The sequence below is a fragment of the Enterobacter sp. R4-368 genome, assembly GCF_000410515.1.
Lineage (GTDB): Bacteria > Pseudomonadota > Gammaproteobacteria > Enterobacterales > Enterobacteriaceae > Kosakonia.
The window spans coordinates 2,671,402-2,687,262 of the sequence record NC_021500.1 but is presented as its reverse complement, the minus strand read 5'-3'; the positions used below and the strand labels follow the sequence as shown (position 1 = coordinate 2,687,262).

Below are 15,861 nucleotides of genomic sequence, written 5' to 3'. Positions count from 1 at the left end.
GTAGCAGGGAAGCGTAATATCCCTTCTGAGGTTCCTTGCTCCGGTTTATCATCCTGATGTCACATTTTGTGCGTAATTTATTCACAGACCTACAAGGAACTTGTGGATAAAATCACTGTCTGATAAAAATGTGAATGCTATTCTCGTTGCTCAAAAGCGCTGGCATGTTTGTTGCCTGATGGGGACAGACCGCCGCCAGCTGATAAGTGAATTGAGAGGATTTGAATGACCAAAGAAATGCAAACTTTAGCTTTAGCCCCTGTTGGTAACCTGGAATCTTATGTCCGGGCTGCGAACGCATGGCCGATGTTGACGGCTGATGAAGAGCGGGCACTGGCTGAAAAGCTGCATTACCAGGGCGATCTGGAAGCAGCGAAAAAGCTGATTCTGTCTCACCTGCGCTTTGTTGTTCATATTGCTCGTAACTATTCGGGCTATGGTCTGCCGCAGGCGGATCTCATCCAGGAAGGTAACATTGGCCTGATGAAAGCCGTGCGTCGCTTTAACCCGGAAGTGGGTGTGCGCCTGGTCTCTTTCGCCGTGCACTGGATCAAAGCTGAGATCCACGAATATGTGCTGCGCAACTGGCGTATCGTGAAAGTCGCGACCACCAAAGCTCAGCGTAAGCTGTTCTTTAATCTGCGCAAAGCCAAACAGCGTCTTGGCTGGTTTAACCAGGACGAAGTGGACATGGTAGCCCGTGAACTGGGCGTGACCAGCAAAGACGTGCGTGAAATGGAATCGCGTATGGCGGCGCAGGACATGACGTTTGATATGTCTTCCGATGACGACGCGAACGATAGTCAGCCGATGGCACCAGTGCTCTATCTGCAGGATAAATCATCTAACTTTGCCGATGGCATTGAAGATGATAACTGGGAAGAGCAGGCGGCCAACAAGCTGACCGATGCGATGCAGGGGCTCGACGAACGCAGCCAGCAGATCATCCGTGCCCGTTGGCTGGACGAAGATAACAAGACCACCTTGCAGGAGCTGGCCGATCGCTACGGCGTATCCGCCGAGCGTGTGCGTCAGCTTGAAAAGAACGCAATGAAAAAACTGCGCGCCGCGATCGAAGCGTAAGCGTATTGCAGTGAATAAGCCGGGTCGGCGCAAGCCTCACCCGGCTTTTTATTATCTGAATTATCCCGCCACCACTATCTTCACATCATCACGCGTTCATTCGTCTTCTGTCACAACGCGGCAGGAAAGCTGTCCTGTCGGTGTCCCTGCGCTTGCGCGAGACTGAGTAAAACATCGCTTTATCAAAGGCGCTATATACTTGGTAAGCGGGCATACACAGACAGGGGGCAATCAAGGTGAAGAACAATGAATTGAATCAGCGCCGTTTACAGGCGACGCCGCGTGGCATCGGGGTCATGTGCGGTTTTTACGCCGCAAAAGCGGAAAACGCGACGCTGTGGGATGTGGAAGGGAACGAAGTGATCGACTTTGCCGCCGGGATTGCGGTGCTTAACACCGGGCATCGCCATCCAAAAGTGATGGCGGCGGTGGAAAAACAGTTACAGGCATTTACGCATACCGCTTACCAGATTGTTCCTTACGAAAGCTATGTCTCGCTGGCAGAACGTATTAACGAACGCGTGCCGGTTGCTGGCCCGGCGAAAACGGCGTTTTTCTCGACTGGCGCCGAAGCGGTGGAAAACGCGGTTAAAATTGCCCGCGCCTATACCAAACGCCCCGGAATTATTACCTTTGGCGGCGGTTTCCACGGTCGCACTTTCATGACCATGGCACTCACTGGCAAAGTCGCGCCGTATAAAATTGGCTTCGGCCCATTCCCCGGTTCGATTTACCACGCCCAGTATCCCAACGCGCTGCACGGTGTGAGCACTGACGAGGCGCTGAAAAGCCTGGAACGTATTTTTAAAGCGGATATCGCGCCGGATCAGGTGGCCGCCATTCTGCTGGAACCCGTACAAGGCGAGGGCGGTTTTAACGTCGCACCGAATGATTTTATGCAGGCGCTGCGCAAGTTGTGCGATAGCCACGGTATTCTGCTGATCGTTGACGAAGTGCAGAGCGGTTTTGCCCGCACTGGCAAGCTCTTTGCCAGCGAATATTACGATGTGAAACCCGATTTAATCACCATGGCGAAAAGTCTGGCCGGTGGCTTGCCGCTTTCGGCGGTGGCCGGGCGTGCTGAGGTGATGGATGCACCTGCGCCGGGTGGTTTGGGCGGCACTTATGCGGGCAATCCGCTCGCTATCGCGGCGGCACATGCGGTGCTGGACGTGATTGAAGAAGAAAATCTTTGCGAACGGGCGAACCATCTGGGTCAGCATCTGGTGGAAGTACTGAACCGCGCAAAAGCGCAATGCCCCTATATCGCTGATATCCGTGCACAGGGCTCGATGGTCGCGGTGGAATTTAACGATCCGCAAACCGGCGCGCCATCGGCTGAATTTACTAAACAGGTGCAGGAAAAAGCGCTGGCGGACGGGCTGTTGCTACTGAGCTGCGGGGTTTACGGTAACGTTATTCGCTTCCTCTACCCGTTAACCATTCCGGAAGTTCAGTTCCGCAAGGCGCTGGATATTCTCTCCCAGTCGCTGACGGATTAATTATTCAGCCGCCTGATGGGCGGCTTTCTCATTTTCTGTCATCAGTCTGTCGTACAACCTTCAAAATTGTTATTCCATATTCCGAAAAATGGGGTATGTTTTAGCAGAGTATGCTGCTCAGGCACGGGCGGAACGGCTAAAAACTACTATCATATTCTTTGCTTATGATAATAAGCGAAATAATGTGCCACACAACAACATCACAACAAATGCAATAACCATAACAATGGGGAAACTCAGGATGAAAATGAAGGGCAAAGCGTTACTGGCAGGATGTATTGCGTTAGCAATGAGCAACGTGGCATTCGCCAAAGATATCAAAGTTGCCGTTGTCGGGGCGATGTCCGGTCCGGTTGCGCAGTACGGTGACCAGGAGTTTACCGGCGCTGAACAAGCGATCGCCGACATTAATGCCAAAGGTGGGATCAAAGGCGACAAACTGGTTGCAGTAAAATATGACGATGCCTGTGACCCGAAACAAGCGGTGGCGGTCGCCAACAAAGTGGTCAATGACGGCATTAAATACGTTATCGGCCACCTCTGCTCCTCTTCTACCCAGCCGGCGTCTGATATCTACGAAGACGAAGGCATTCTGATGATCACGCCTGCGGCGACAGCGCCTGAGCTGACCGCGCGTGGTTACAAACTGACGCTGCGCACCACCGGCCTGGATTCTGACCAGGGCCCGACCGCGGCGAAATACATTCTGGAGAAAGTGAAGCCGCAGCGCATCGCCGTTATCCATGACAAACAGCAATACGGTGAAGGTCTGGCGCGTGCAGTTCAGGACGGGCTGAAAAAAGGCGGCGCTAACGTGGTGTTCTTCGACGGTATCACTGCCGGTGAGAAAGACTTCTCTACGCTGGTTGCGCGCCTGAAAAAAGAGAACATCGACTTTGTTTACTACGGCGGTTACCACCCGGAAATGGGGCAGATCCTGCGTCAGTCTCGTGCCGCTGGCCTGAAAACCCAGTTTATGGGACCGGAAGGTGTGGCGAACGTTTCCCTGTCTAACATCGCCGGTGAATCCGCAGAAGGTATGCTGGTCACCAAACCGAAAAACTATGACCAGGTTCCGGCGAACAAACCGATTGTGGATGCGATCAAAGCGAAGAAACAGGATCCAAGTGGTGCGTTTGTATGGACCACTTACGCTGCGCTGCAATCACTGGCTGCAGGCTTGGGGCAGTCTGCCGATCCGGCGGCTATCGCAACCTGGCTGAAAGGCCATTCAGTGGATACCGTCATGGGGCCGCTCTCCTGGGATGAGAAGGGCGATCTGAAAGGTTTTGAATTCGGTGTCTTCACCTGGCATGCGAACGGTACAGCAACTGACGCTAAGTGATTTCCTGGGCTGAGCGTCGTCTTTCGCGCCTCAGTGGCGTTGGCTGCACGCACTCACCCCGGTCACTGACTTCAGTAAACTTCCGGGGATGAGCGAACTTGCTGCCTTCCTGCGATGCGAAAGTCCAGGTCAGAACTAATTGAAAAAGCCGGGAGAATCCCGGCTTTTTTTCTATTTTTGAACGCAGGTCTGTTAAGCATCGCGCCACCAGGCACATCCACAGCGCGGGCTTTATCGTTTTTCCCAGCCATTTTCCTGTGCGGTAAATCCCAGTCTCTGGGTGAAAGCAGCCATTACGGCCCGGTCTTCGACGCCGATATCGGCTATCCACCAACTGGTGATCGACGGGTTATCACGCATCACTTCTTCCACCAGATATTGTCCCACGCCGCGACGACGAGTGATATCGCGCACGCGCAGGGAATCCAGCGCCCCTTCGACGCCGAGTAGCGTCACGCGAACGGCAGCCAGCAGACGGTCATTAAAACGCGCCGCGTAGATACGGTGAGTGTCATCTACTTCAAGAGATGCAGAGGAGTATTCCGGCCAGACTTTCGCTAAATCAATATGATCCTGTTCGGTGAAGGTCACCAGTCGGACGATAGTCAATTTCATGTACAGCTTGTCCAAAACGCAAAACATTGTGTGAGTGTAATCAATTTCGCATGGCAGGGTTTGATCGTTTTTTATTTTTCATTCGACAGGCGAATAATTTTGCCGCAGCGGTTGGCGTAGTGTTAAACATTGGAGATCGAAAAACAGGCAGGATTTTAACCTAATTGGTAGCGTTTTATTCCGCTTTATGTGCCGTTATTTTATGCTGATGTCGGGGCTTTTTTTGTTTATCTCGGAAGAAATACAGAATATTATCTCTGCTTAATAGCCTGAAAAATAGAGGATTTAGTCTGGTTTTTGCTAAAAAACTGCGCTAAACCATTAAAGGCACTGGTAAAAATAGCGTTGTGCATTAAAAGTACAGAATGCTTTTTAACCATAATAAAACAAAATTATTACACGAATAATTCAGGCAACAGCAAGCCAACGTTCCGGCTGCCTGAGGCAGGAAGTGTAAACACGACATCACGAATGGGGATTTACAACAATGAAAAGGAACGCGAAGACATTAATCGCGGGGATAGTAGCACTTGCGATGTCTCACGCGGCCTTGGCGAAGGATATTAAGGTAGCGGTTGTCGGTGCGATGTCCGGTCCGGTTGCCCAGTGGGGCGATATGGAGTTCAACGGTGCGCGCCAGGCTATCCACGATATCAACGCTAAGGGCGGGATCAGGGGCGATAAACTGGTCGCCGAGGAATATGACGACGCCTGTGACCCAAAACAAGCCGTTGCCGTGGCGAACAAAATCGTCAATGACGGTGTGAAATATGTAATTGGCCATCTTTGCTCATCATCAACACAGCCCGCATCGGACATCTACGAAGACGAAGGTATCCTGATGATCACGCCTGGTGCGACCAACCCGGAGCTGACGCAGCGCGGCTATCAACACATTATGCGTACCGCCGGGCTGGACTCCTCGCAGGGGCCGACCGCCGCGAAGTACATCCTGAACACCCTGAAACCGCAGCGTATTGCCATCATTCACGATAAGCAGCAGTACGGCGAAGGCCTTGCTCGCTCCGTGCAGGAAGGGCTGAAAGCGGGCGGTGCGAATGTGGTGTTCTTCGATGGCATCACCGCCGGTGAGAAGGATTTTTCTGCGCTGGTGTCGCGTTTGCAAAAAGAAAATATCGACTTTGTCTACTACGGTGGTTACTACCCGGAGATGGGACAAATCCTGCGCCAGGCGCGCGCCAGCGGTCTGAAAACCCAGTTTATGGGACCGGAAGGCGTGGGCAACGCCTCGCTGTCGAATATCGCGGGGGCTGCGGCAGAAGGCATGCTGGTGACGATGCCGAAGCGTTATGACCAGGATCCGGCGAACCAGAGTATTGTCGATGCGCTGAAAGCCGAGAAGAAAGATCCGAGCGGCCCGTATGTGTGGATCACCTACGCCGCCGTGCAATCGCTGGCCACCGCGCTGGAGCGTACCGGCAGCAGTGAGCCGCTGGCGCTGATTAAAGATTTAAAAGCCAACGGGGCTAAAACCGTGATTGGGCCGCTGAACTGGGATGAAAAAGGCGATCTGAAAGGATTTGAATTCGGTGTCTTCCAATGGCACGCCGATGGTTCGTCGTCCGTGGCGAAATAACTGTCATCCCTCTCCCGGGGCGCAATGTTCCGGGAGATTTTAGAAGGTTACGTTATGTCCGAGCAGTTTCTCTATTTCTTGCAGCAGATGTTTAACGGCGTCACGCTGGGAAGCACCTACGCATTGATCGCCATTGGTTACACCATGGTTTACGGCATTATCGGCATGATCAACTTCGCCCATGGCGAGGTTTATATGATCGGCAGTTATGTCTCCTTTATGATCATCGCCGCGCTGATGATGATGGGCATCGACTCCAGCTGGCTGCTGGTCGCGGCCGGTTTCGTCGGTGCCATTATCATTGCCAGCGCTTACGGCTGGAGTATCGAGCGAGTGGCCTATCGGCCGGTGCGCAACTCCAAACGCCTGATTGCGCTGATTTCCGCCATCGGCATGTCTATTTTCCTGCAAAACTACGTCAGCCTGACCGAAGGTTCCCGCGATGTGGCGCTACCAAGCCTGTTTAACGGGCAGTGGGTTGTCGGCAGCAGCGAAAACTTCTCTGCGGCGATCACCACTATGCAACTGGTTATCTGGATTGTGACCTTCGTTGCCATGCTGGCGCTGACGCTGTTCATCCGCTATTCCCGTATGGGGCGCGCCTGTCGCGCCTGTGCGGAAGACCTGAAAATGGCAAGTCTGTTGGGTATCAACACTGATCGTGTTATCGCGCTGACTTTTGTGATCGGCGCGGCTATGGCGGCGGTGGCGGGCGTGCTGCTTGGCCAGTTCTATGGCGTTATCAACCCGTATATCGGTTTTATGGCCGGGATGAAAGCATTTACCGCCGCGGTGCTGGGCGGTATCGGTAGCATTCCGGGCGCGATGATCGGCGGCCTGATCCTGGGTGTCGCAGAATCCCTCTCTTCGGCGTATCTGAGCACCGAATACAAAGATGTGGTGTCGTTCGCGCTGTTGATTGTGGTGCTGCTGGTGATGCCGACCGGCATCCTCGGTCGCCCGGAGGTTGAAAAAGTATGAAACCGATGCATTTTGCGATGGCGCTGCTCTCAGCGGCGATGTTTTTCATCCTGGCGAGCGTCTTTATGGGCGTGCAACTGGAGCTGAACGGCACCAAACTGGTGGTCGATACCGCGGCGGATATCCGCTGGCAGTGGATCTTTATCGGCACGGCGGTGGTGTTTTTCTTCCAGTTGCTGCGGCCTGTATTCCAGAAAAGCCTGAAGGGTGTTTCCGGTCCGAAATTCGTGCTGCCGGCAATTGATGGCTCTACGCTCAAACAGAAGTTGTTCCTGTTGGCGCTGCTGGTGATTGCGGTGGCGTGGCCGTTTGTTGTTTCGCGCGGCACGGTAGATATCGCCACCATGACGATGATCTATATCATCCTTGGCCTCGGCCTGAACGTGGTGGTCGGGCTTTCCGGTTTGCTGGTGCTGGGTTACGGCGGTTTCTACGCCATCGGCGCATATACCTTCGCGCTGCTCAACCATTATTACGGTCTGGGGTTCTGGACGTGCCTGCCGCTGGCGGGGCTGGTTTCTGCTGCCGCCGGTTTCCTGCTCGGTTTCCCGGTGCTGCGTCTGCGCGGCGATTACCTGGCGATTGTGACGCTGGGCTTCGGCGAAATCGTCCGTATCCTGTTGTTGAATAACACCGAAATCACCGGCGGCCCGAACGGCATTAGCCAGATCCCCAAACCGACCCTGTTCGGTCTGGAGTTCAGCCGTACTGCCCGTGAAGGTGGCTGGGACACGTTCAGCAACTTCTTCCATGTGGAATACGATCCCAGTGACCGCGTGGTGTTCCTCTACCTGGTTGCGTTGCTGCTGGTGGTGCTGACGCTGTTTGTGATTAACCGTCTGTTACGCATGCCGCTGGGGCGCGCGTGGGAAGCGCTGCGTGAAGACGAAATCGCCTGTCGCTCGCTCGGCCTGAACCCGACACGCATTAAGCTGACGGCTTTTACCATCAGCGCCGCGTTCGCCGGTTTTGCCGGTACGCTTTTTGCCGCGCGCCAGGGCTTTGTCAGCCCGGAATCGTTCACTTTCGCCGAATCGGCGTTTGTGCTGGCGATTGTGGTATTGGGCGGTATGGGCTCGCAGTTTGCGGTGATCCTCGCGGCTATCCTGCTGGTGGTATCCCGTGAGTTGATGCGTGATTTCAATGAATACAGCATGTTGATGCTGGGTGGTTTGATGGTACTGATGATGATCTGGCGTCCGCAAGGCTTGCTACCGATGACCCGTCCGCAGTTGAAATTGAAAAACGGGCAAGCGAAAGGAGAGCAGGCATGAGTCAGCCACTGTTATCCGTAAACGGTTTGATGATGCGCTTTGGCGGTCTGCTGGCTGTCAACAATGTGTCGTTAGAGCTGCGCCCGCAGGAGATCGTTTCGCTGATTGGCCCGAACGGCGCGGGCAAAACCACCGTGTTTAACTGCCTGACCGGTTTCTATAAACCGACGGGCGGCACCATTATGCTGCGTGACCAGCACCTGGAAGGGTTGCCGGGGCAGCAAATCGCCCGTATGGGCGTGGTGCGGACTTTCCAGCACGTGCGTCTGTTTCGCGAAATGACGGTGATTGAAAATCTGCTGGTGGGGCAACATCAGCAGCTCAAAACCGGGGTTTTCTCTGGCCTGCTGAAAACGCCGGCGTTTCGTCGCGCGCAGAGTGAAGCGCTGGACCGCGCCGCAACTTGGCTGGAACGTATTGGTTTGTTAGCGCACGCTAACCGCCAGGCCAGCAACCTTGCTTACGGCGATCAGCGCCGTCTGGAGATTGTGCGCTGCATGGTGACGCAGCCGGAAATCCTGATGCTTGATGAACCGGCAGCCGGTCTGAACCCGAAAGAGACCAAAGAGCTGGACGAGCTGATTGTCGAGCTGCGTAACCATCACAACACCACCATCCTGCTGATCGAGCATGATATGAAGCTGGTGATGGGGATTTCCGACCGGATTTATGTAGTGAACCAGGGCACGCCGCTGGCGAACGGGACGCCGGAAGAGATTCGTAATAACCCGGACGTGATCCGCGCATACCTTGGTGAGGCATAAGATGGAAAAGGCGATGTTATCTTTTGACAAAGTTAGCGCTCACTACGGCAAAATCCAGGCGCTGCATGATGTCAGCCTGCATATTAACCAGGGCGAAATCGTGACGCTGATTGGTGCCAACGGCGCGGGGAAAACCACGTTGCTTGGCACGCTGTGCGGCGATCCGCGCGCCAGCAGCGGGCGCATTGTATTTGATGGCAAAGATATTACCGACTGGCAGACCGCGAAGATCATGCGCGAAGCCGTGGCAATTGTGCCGGAAGGTCGCCGTGTCTTTTCGCGGATGACCGTGGAAGAGAACCTGGCGATGGGCGGTTTTTTCGCCGATCGTGAGCAGTATCAGTCGCGTATTCAAAGGGTTTATGAACTGTTTCCGCGCCTGCATGAGCGCCGCATCCAGCGGGCTGGCACCATGTCCGGCGGTGAGCAGCAGATGCTGGCGATTGGGCGCGCGCTGATGAGTCAGCCGCGTTTGTTACTGCTGGATGAACCCTCGCTGGGTCTTGCGCCGATCATTATTCAGCAAATTTTCGACACCATTGAGCAACTGCGAAAAGAGGGCATGACCATCTTCCTGGTGGAGCAGAACGCTAACCAGGCGCTGAAGCTCGCCGATCGCGGGTATGTACTGGAAAACGGCCATGTAGTGCTGGAAGATACCGGCGACGCGTTACTGGCGAACGAAGCGGTGCGCAGCGCTTACCTGGGCGGGTAACTTGTTGATGTAATAGCATTTAAACCGGTCTCGTAAGGGCCGGTTTTTTTGTCTTAAAAACGTTTTCCTGCGATGCGACAAGACGGCTTGATGGGATATGATGCGGGTGGCGCTTGAGGCTTTTTGCCTCATGACGGTAAAAAGTTGTGCGGCAGAAAGAAGAAAGCCCCGAAGGTAATTTTTCAATTAACCAACGAGGCCTGTCTATATGCTCGACACATGTAGAGTAGCCTCTTACCCGCCGAAAGGCAAGGAGCCGCAGGTTATGAAGCTACCGCAAGGAACCCTTATCTGGTGCGTGTTTATCGTGTGTTTCACACTGCTGATATTCACTTATCTGACACGGAAATCGCTGTGCGAAATTCGTTACAAAGATGGGTTCCGCGAGGTCGCGGCTTTCATGGCTTACGAATCCGGTAAGTAGCAACCTGGAGGCAGGGAGAAATCCCTGCCTTTTCAGGGAAACGGTAATGTGCATACCTCTAAGCGCCTTTATAAAGGGCTTCTCTGTTTAACAGGGAAGCCCTTTTTCCTTTCTAAAGCGCGATGGCCGCCCCATTAACCGCCATTTTTCCTTCACCGTACCATCATCCTGGCGACATTTTGCTGACGCCTGTCTGTCATCTATTTGTAATTAAATGGTTATTTTTCTGTAATTCGCGCATGTCATGTTACCTCGCGAGCATAAAAACGCGTGAAATCGCGCATCCGCATAACAAGAGAGAGCACAATGACAACGTTACGACATACAGCTTTGGGTCTGGCGATGGGGTTAGTCTTTGCAGGTAACGCCATGGCGGTAACCACCATTCCGTTCTGGCATTCGATGGAAGGGGAGTTAGGTAAAGAAGTTGACTCCCTGGCGCAACGTTTCAATGACACCCACCCGGATTACAAAATCGTACCGATCTATAAAGGCAACTACGAGCAGAGCCTGAGCGCGGGTATCGCTGCCTTCCGTACCGGTAACGCACCGGCGATTTTGCAGGTTTACGAAGTCGGTACCGCCACCATGATGGCATCTAAAGCGATCAAACCGGTCTACCAGGTGTTTAAAGACGCGGGCATCAACTTTGATGAAAGCCAGTTTGTGCCGACCGTTGCGGGTTACTACACCGATTCTAAAACGGGTCATTTGCTCTCTCAGCCGTTCAACAGCTCTACACCCGTGCTGTATTACAACAAAGACGCCTTTAAAAAAGCGGGTCTGAATCCGGATCAGCCGCCGAAAACCTGGCAGGATCTGGCCGAATACACCGCCAAGCTGAAAGCGGCCGGGATGAAATGCGGCTACGCCAGCGGCTGGCAGGGCTGGATCCAGATTGAGAACTTCAGCGCCTGGCATGGTCTGCCGGTTGCGACCAAAAACAACGGCTTTGACGGTACTGACGCGGTACTGGAGTTCAATAAGCCGGAGCAGGTGAAACACATCGCCATGCTGGAAGAACTGAACAAAAAAGGCGATTTCAGCTACTTCGGGCGTAAAGATGAGTCCACTGAGAAGTTCTATAACGGCGACTGCGCCATTACTACTGCCTCTTCTGGTTCGCTGGCAGATATTCGCCATTACGCCAAATTCAATTATGGCGTTGGCATGATGCCGTATGACGCCACCGTGAAAGGTGCGCCGCAGAACGCCATTATCGGCGGCGCAAGCCTGTGGGTGATGCAGGGTAAAGACAATGCCACTTACAAAGGCGTTGCCCAGTTCCTCGACTTCCTGGCAAAACCGGAAAACGCAGCGGAGTGGCACCAGAAAACTGGTTACCTGCCGATCACTACCGCAGCGTACGATCTGACGCGTAAAGAGGGCTTCTATGACAAGAACCCGGGCGCAGATATCGCTACGCGTCAGATGCTGAACAAGCCGCCGTTGGCGTTCACCAAAGGTCTGCGTCTGGGCAACATGCCGCAGATCCGTACCATTGTTGATGAAGAGCTGGAAAGCGTATGGACCGGTAAGAAAACCCCGCAACAGGCGCTCGATTCCGCCGTTGAGCGTGGTAACCAGCTGCTGCGCCGCTTCGAGCAGTCCACCAAGTCTTGATGTAGTGTTTTGCCGGGAGAAAAGTACTTATCCGGCAGACAAAGACGGCCTACTTTACGGTAGGCCGTTGCTATCCGGCCTATCTGAAAAGAGTTGCTTATGTCCTCATCCCGTCCGGTGTTTCGTTCGCGCTGGCTCCCATACGTGTTAGTGGCGCCGCAGCTGGCTATCACCATTATTTTCTTTATCTGGCCTGCGGCTGAAGCGCTGTGGTATTCGGTACAAAGTGTCGATCCGTTCGGCCTCTCCAGCCAGTTTGTCGGGCTGGATAATTTCGTCGCGCTGTTTCACGACAGCTATTATCTGGACTCTTTCTGGACCACCATGCGCTTTAGCGCGTGGGTGACGTTCAGCGGCCTGCTGGTTTCCCTGTTTTTTGCCGCGCTGGTGGATAACGTGGTGCGCGGCAGTCGCATTTATCAAACGCTGATGCTGCTGCCCTACGCCGTTGCGCCAGCGGTTGCCGCTGTGCTGTGGATTTTTCTCTTTAACCCCGGTCGCGGCTTGCTTACCCATTTTCTGGCGCAGTTTGGCTATGACTGGAACCATGCGCAAAACAGCGGCCAGGCCATGTTCCTCGTGGTTTTTGCTTCGGTATGGAAGCAGATCAGCTACAACTTCCTGTTCTTCTTTGCCGCTTTGCAGTCAATTCCGCGCTCACTGGTTGAAGCCGCCGCCATTGACGGTGCCGGGCCGATCCGTCGCTTCTTCAAATTGTCACTGCCGCTCATTGCGCCGGTGAGTTTTTTCCTGCTGGTGGTTAACCTGGTGTACGCCTTTTTCGACACGTTCCCGGTGATCGACGCCGCGACAGCCGGTGGCCCGGTTCAGGCGACGACGACGCTGATTTATAAAATTTACCGCGAAGGTTTCGCCGGGTTGGATCTCTCCACGTCTGCGGCACAGTCGGTGGTGCTGATGTTTTTGGTGATAGTGCTGACGGTGGTCCAGTTCCGTTATGTTGAAAGTAAGGTGCGCTACCAATGATTGAGAATCGCCCCGGGCTGACGTTATTCAGCCATATCATGCTTATTCTCGGGATTGCGGTGGTGCTGTTCCCACTGTATGTCGCCTTCGTAACGGCGACGCTGGATATCAACGCCGTGTACGACACGCCCATGACGCTGATCCCCGGCACCCATTTGTGGGAGAACCTGCGCAACATCTGGGTCAACGGTATTGGCGCGAATAGCGCGCCGTTCTGGTTGATGCTGACCAACAGCTTCATCATGGCGTTTGTCATCACCGTCGGCAAAATCGCCGTATCGATGCTCTCTGCCTTCGCCATTGTCTGGTTCCGCTTTCCGCTGCGTAACCTCTTCTTCTGGATGATCTTCTGCACGCTGATGCTGCCGGTTGAGGTGCGTATTTTCCCAACGGTGGAAGTGATTGCAAACCTGAAAATGCTCGACAGCTACACCGGTTTGACGCTGCCGCTGATGGCCTCCGCAACAGCAACGTTTTTGTTCCGCCAGTTCTTTATGACCTTGCCGGACGAGTTGATGGAAGCCGCGCGAATTGATGGCGCATCGCCAATGCGTTTTTTCCGCGACATCGTGTTGCCGCTGTCAAAAACCAACCTCGCGGCGCTGTTCGTCATCACCTTTATCTACGGCTGGAACCAGTATTTGTGGCCGCTGCTGATCATCAGCGACGTCAATCTTGGCACCGCCGTGGCGGGGGTAAAAAGCATGATTGCCAGCGGTGAAAGCACCACGCAATGGAACCAGGTCATGGCAGCGATGTTGCTGACGTTGATCCCCCCGGTCGTTATCGTTTTAGCCATGCAGCGCGCCTTTGTGCGTGGCCTGGTCGACAGTGAGAAGTAGGTTGTATCCCTTGATTGTGCGTGACGTCGACGCTGAGCCGAAACCGCGTAATCAAGGCGGAGGATGATGGACATAGTGGGCCTATGTCCAAATCCGACAACGCAGAGTACGCGGTTTCGGCACGCGTCCCGAAGGGCTGGGGCCATTTTTGCCCAAAGCTTCGTTACTCGCGTTTTATTTGGGCCCACCAAACTTCGCCGCTCGCGCCTTGCCTTGGGCAAAAATGGCCGCCAGCGACGTTCACGAACAATCAAGAGATGCAACCTTATATGGCAGGATTAAAATTACAAGCGGTCACCAAGAGTTGGGACAGCGGCAAAACCCAGGTGATCCAGCCGCTGACGCTGGATGTCGCAGACGGTGAGTTTATTGTGATGGTTGGCCCGTCGGGCTGTGGTAAATCAACACTGTTGCGCATGGTCGCAGGCCTGGAGCGCGTAACCAGCGGGGATATCTGGATTGATACCCAGCGCGTCACCGAAATGGAACCCAAAGATCGCGGTATCGCGATGGTGTTCCAGAACTATGCGCTCTACCCGCACATGAGTGTGGAAGAGAATATGGCGTGGGGGCTGAAAATTCGCGGCATGGGCAAAGAGCATATCGCCGGGCGTGTCGCGGAAGCGGCGCGTATTCTTGAATTAGAGGGCCTGTTAAAACGCCGCCCGCGCGAACTCTCTGGCGGCCAGCGCCAGCGTGTGGCGATGGGCCGCGCGATTGTCCGCGATCCAGCGGTGTTTCTCTTCGATGAACCGCTTTCCAACCTTGACGCCAAGCTGCGTGTGCAAATGCGCCTTGAGCTGCAACAACTGCATCGTCGTCTGAACACTACTTCACTGTACGTTACCCACGATCAGGTGGAAGCAATGACGCTGGCGCAGCGCGTGCTGGTGATGAATAAAGGCGTGGCGGAGCAAATCGGTACGCCGGTTGAGGTGTATGAAAAACCCGCCAGCCGCTTTGTGGCGAGCTTTATCGGTAGCCCGGCGATGAACCTGCTTGATGGCCGTATCAGCAGCGCCGGTACGCACTTTGAACTGGAGAGCGGCATGGCGCTGCCGATCAACTGGTACTATCGCGGGTATGCTGGCCGCAAGATGACGCTGGGTATCCGCCCGGAACATATTGCGCTAAGCTCACAGGCCGCAGGCGGTGTACCGCTGGTGATGGACACGCTGGAGATCCTCGGCGCGGATAACTTAGCGCATGGTCGCTGGGGCGAGCAGAAACTGGTGGTGCGTTTGTCGCATCAGGATCGCCCGACGGCGGGCAGCACGTTATGGCTCCATCTGCCGGAAAATCACCTGCACTTATTTGATGGTGAAACAGGACAACGAGTATGAGCAACTGGCCATATCCCCACATTGTCGCCCATCGCGGCGGCGGTAAACTGGCACCGGAAAACACACTGGCTGCCATTGATGTTGGCGCGCGTTACGGGCACACGATGATTGAGTTCGATGCCAAGCTGTCGAAAGATGGGCAGATTTTCCTGCTGCATGACGACAATCTGGAGCGTACCAGTAACGGTTGGGGCGTCGCGGGCGAACTGGCGTGGAACGATCTGCTGAAAGTGGATGCAGGTGGCTGGTTCAGCGGTGAATTCAAAGGCGAACCGCTGCCGCTGCTCTCCCAGGTGGCCGAGCGCTGTCGCCAGCACGGCATGATGGCGAATATCGAAATTAAACCGACCACCGGCAGCGGGGCGCTCACCGGTAAAGTGGTTGCGCTGGCCGCGCGCGATCTGTGGGCCGGAATGACACCGCCGCTGCTTTCATCGTTTGAAATTGATGCGCTGGAAGCGGCGCAGCAAGCCGCGCCGGAACTGCCGCGCGGCCTGCTGCTCGATGAGTGGCGTGATGACTGGCAGGTGCTCACCGAACGGCTGGGCTGCGTATCGATCCATCTGAACCATAAACTGCTGGATGAAGCCCGCGTACGCATGTTGCGCGATGCGGGCTTGCGCATCCTGGTCTATACCGTCAACCAGCCCGCACGGGCGGCGGAACTGCTGCGCTGGGGTGTTGATAGCATCTGCACCGATAAAATTGACGATATCGGGCCGCACTTCCAGTACTAAGGTGTTGTCGACCAGTACTAAGGTGTTGT

The 15,861-nt window shown here is 54.6% G+C and carries 15 protein-coding genes and 1 pseudogene; 15 read left to right on the top strand and 1 reads right to left on the bottom strand.

Going from position 1 to position 15,861, the window contains the following annotated elements; genetic code table 11:
* Nucleotides 1-225 precede the first annotated feature (225 nt).
* From rpoH to H650_RS12675, 3 genes are all read left to right on the top strand, one after another.
* Nucleotides 226-1,083: an RNA polymerase sigma factor RpoH gene (gene rpoH, locus H650_RS12685; RefSeq protein WP_020455595.1), complete on the top strand. Its 858-nt coding sequence runs from the start codon at nucleotides 226-228 to the stop codon at nucleotides 1,081-1,083.
* Nucleotides 1,084-1,319: 236 nt separating this feature from the next.
* Complete coding sequence (locus H650_RS12680; protein ID WP_020455594.1) at nucleotides 1,320-2,585, top strand: 4-aminobutyrate--2-oxoglutarate transaminase; 1,266 nt, start codon at nucleotides 1,320-1,322, stop codon at nucleotides 2,583-2,585.
* Between the two features lie 241 nt (nucleotides 2,586-2,826).
* Nucleotides 2,827-3,930: a branched-chain amino acid ABC transporter substrate-binding protein gene (locus H650_RS12675; RefSeq protein WP_141402823.1), complete on the top strand. Its 1,104-nt coding sequence runs from the start codon at nucleotides 2,827-2,829 to the stop codon at nucleotides 3,928-3,930.
* Nucleotides 3,931-4,161: 231 nt separating this feature from the next.
* Here the strand turns inward: H650_RS12675 and panM are convergent, their stop codons facing one another.
* Nucleotides 4,162-4,545: an aspartate 1-decarboxylase autocleavage activator PanM gene (panM, locus tag H650_RS12670; RefSeq protein ID WP_044489748.1), complete on the bottom strand. Its 384-nt coding sequence runs from the start codon at nucleotides 4,543-4,545 to the stop codon at nucleotides 4,162-4,164.
* A 487-nt stretch (nucleotides 4,546-5,032) separates the two neighbouring features.
* On the opposite strand from panM, the gene livK reads away from it, so the two are divergent.
* The 12 genes and pseudogenes from livK to ugpQ all read left to right on the top strand — a co-directional run bounded on the left by livK (nucleotide 5,033) and on the right by ugpQ (nucleotide 15,832).
* Complete coding sequence (livK, locus tag H650_RS12665; RefSeq protein WP_044489516.1) at nucleotides 5,033-6,142, top strand: high-affinity branched-chain amino acid ABC transporter substrate-binding protein LivK; 1,110 nt, start codon at nucleotides 5,033-5,035, stop codon at nucleotides 6,140-6,142.
* 54 nt (nucleotides 6,143-6,196) lie between these two features.
* Entirely contained in the window at nucleotides 6,197-7,123 is a 927-nt protein-coding gene (livH, locus tag H650_RS12660; protein WP_020455590.1) for a high-affinity branched-chain amino acid ABC transporter permease LivH, read from the top strand.
* Nucleotides 7,120-8,397 (top strand): high-affinity branched-chain amino acid ABC transporter permease LivM, encoded by a 1,278-nt coding sequence (locus H650_RS12655; protein ID WP_020455589.1) that lies wholly within the window; start codon nucleotides 7,120-7,122, stop codon nucleotides 8,395-8,397. The genes livH and H650_RS12655 overlap by 4 nt, the downstream gene beginning before the upstream one ends.
* On the top strand, nucleotides 8,394-9,161 hold the full coding sequence (gene livG / locus H650_RS12650; RefSeq protein WP_020455588.1) for a high-affinity branched-chain amino acid ABC transporter ATP-binding protein LivG: 768 nt from the start codon (nucleotides 8,394-8,396) through the stop codon (nucleotides 9,159-9,161). The genes H650_RS12655 and livG overlap by 4 nt, the downstream gene beginning before the upstream one ends.
* A 1-nt stretch (nucleotide 9,162) precedes the next feature.
* Nucleotides 9,163-9,876: a high-affinity branched-chain amino acid ABC transporter ATP-binding protein LivF gene (livF, locus tag H650_RS12645; RefSeq protein WP_044489515.1), complete on the top strand. Its 714-nt coding sequence runs from the start codon at nucleotides 9,163-9,165 to the stop codon at nucleotides 9,874-9,876.
* A 288-nt stretch (nucleotides 9,877-10,164) separates the two neighbouring features.
* Nucleotides 10,165-10,233 (top strand): annotated as a pseudogene (locus tag H650_RS25970) (DUF5431 family protein); the annotation flags it as partial.
* On the top strand, nucleotides 10,202-10,300 hold the full coding sequence (locus H650_RS25965) for a Hok/Gef family protein (protein ID WP_231943034.1): 99 nt from the start codon (nucleotides 10,202-10,204) through the stop codon (nucleotides 10,298-10,300). The pseudogene H650_RS25970 and the gene H650_RS25965, both read left to right, overlap by 32 nt.
* Before the next feature lie 306 nt (nucleotides 10,301-10,606).
* Nucleotides 10,607-11,923: a sn-glycerol-3-phosphate ABC transporter substrate-binding protein UgpB gene (gene ugpB / locus H650_RS12635; protein ID WP_017459565.1), complete on the top strand. Its 1,317-nt coding sequence runs from the start codon at nucleotides 10,607-10,609 to the stop codon at nucleotides 11,921-11,923.
* A 99-nt stretch (nucleotides 11,924-12,022) separates the two neighbouring features.
* Nucleotides 12,023-12,910 carry a sn-glycerol-3-phosphate ABC transporter permease UgpA gene (gene ugpA / locus H650_RS12630; protein ID WP_020455584.1) on the top strand — a complete coding sequence of 296 codons (888 nt, stop codon included), beginning with the start codon at nucleotides 12,023-12,025 and terminating at the stop codon, nucleotides 12,908-12,910.
* Nucleotides 12,907-13,752, top strand: a complete 846-nt coding sequence (gene ugpE, locus H650_RS12625) for a sn-glycerol-3-phosphate ABC transporter permease UgpE (protein WP_020455583.1) — start codon at nucleotides 12,907-12,909, stop codon at nucleotides 13,750-13,752. Before ugpA ends, ugpE begins: the two co-directional genes overlap by 4 nt.
* 269 nt (nucleotides 13,753-14,021) lie before the next feature.
* Nucleotides 14,022-15,095 carry a sn-glycerol-3-phosphate import ATP-binding protein UgpC gene (locus H650_RS12620; RefSeq protein WP_017459562.1) on the top strand — a complete coding sequence of 358 codons (1,074 nt, stop codon included), beginning with the start codon at nucleotides 14,022-14,024 and terminating at the stop codon, nucleotides 15,093-15,095.
* The gene (gene ugpQ, locus H650_RS12615; protein WP_020455581.1) at nucleotides 15,092-15,832 is read left to right on the top strand and encodes a glycerophosphodiester phosphodiesterase; all 741 of its coding nucleotides are present in this window, start codon (nucleotides 15,092-15,094) and stop codon (nucleotides 15,830-15,832) included. Before H650_RS12620 ends, ugpQ begins: the two co-directional genes overlap by 4 nt.
* Nucleotides 15,833-15,861: the final 29 nt, after the last annotated feature.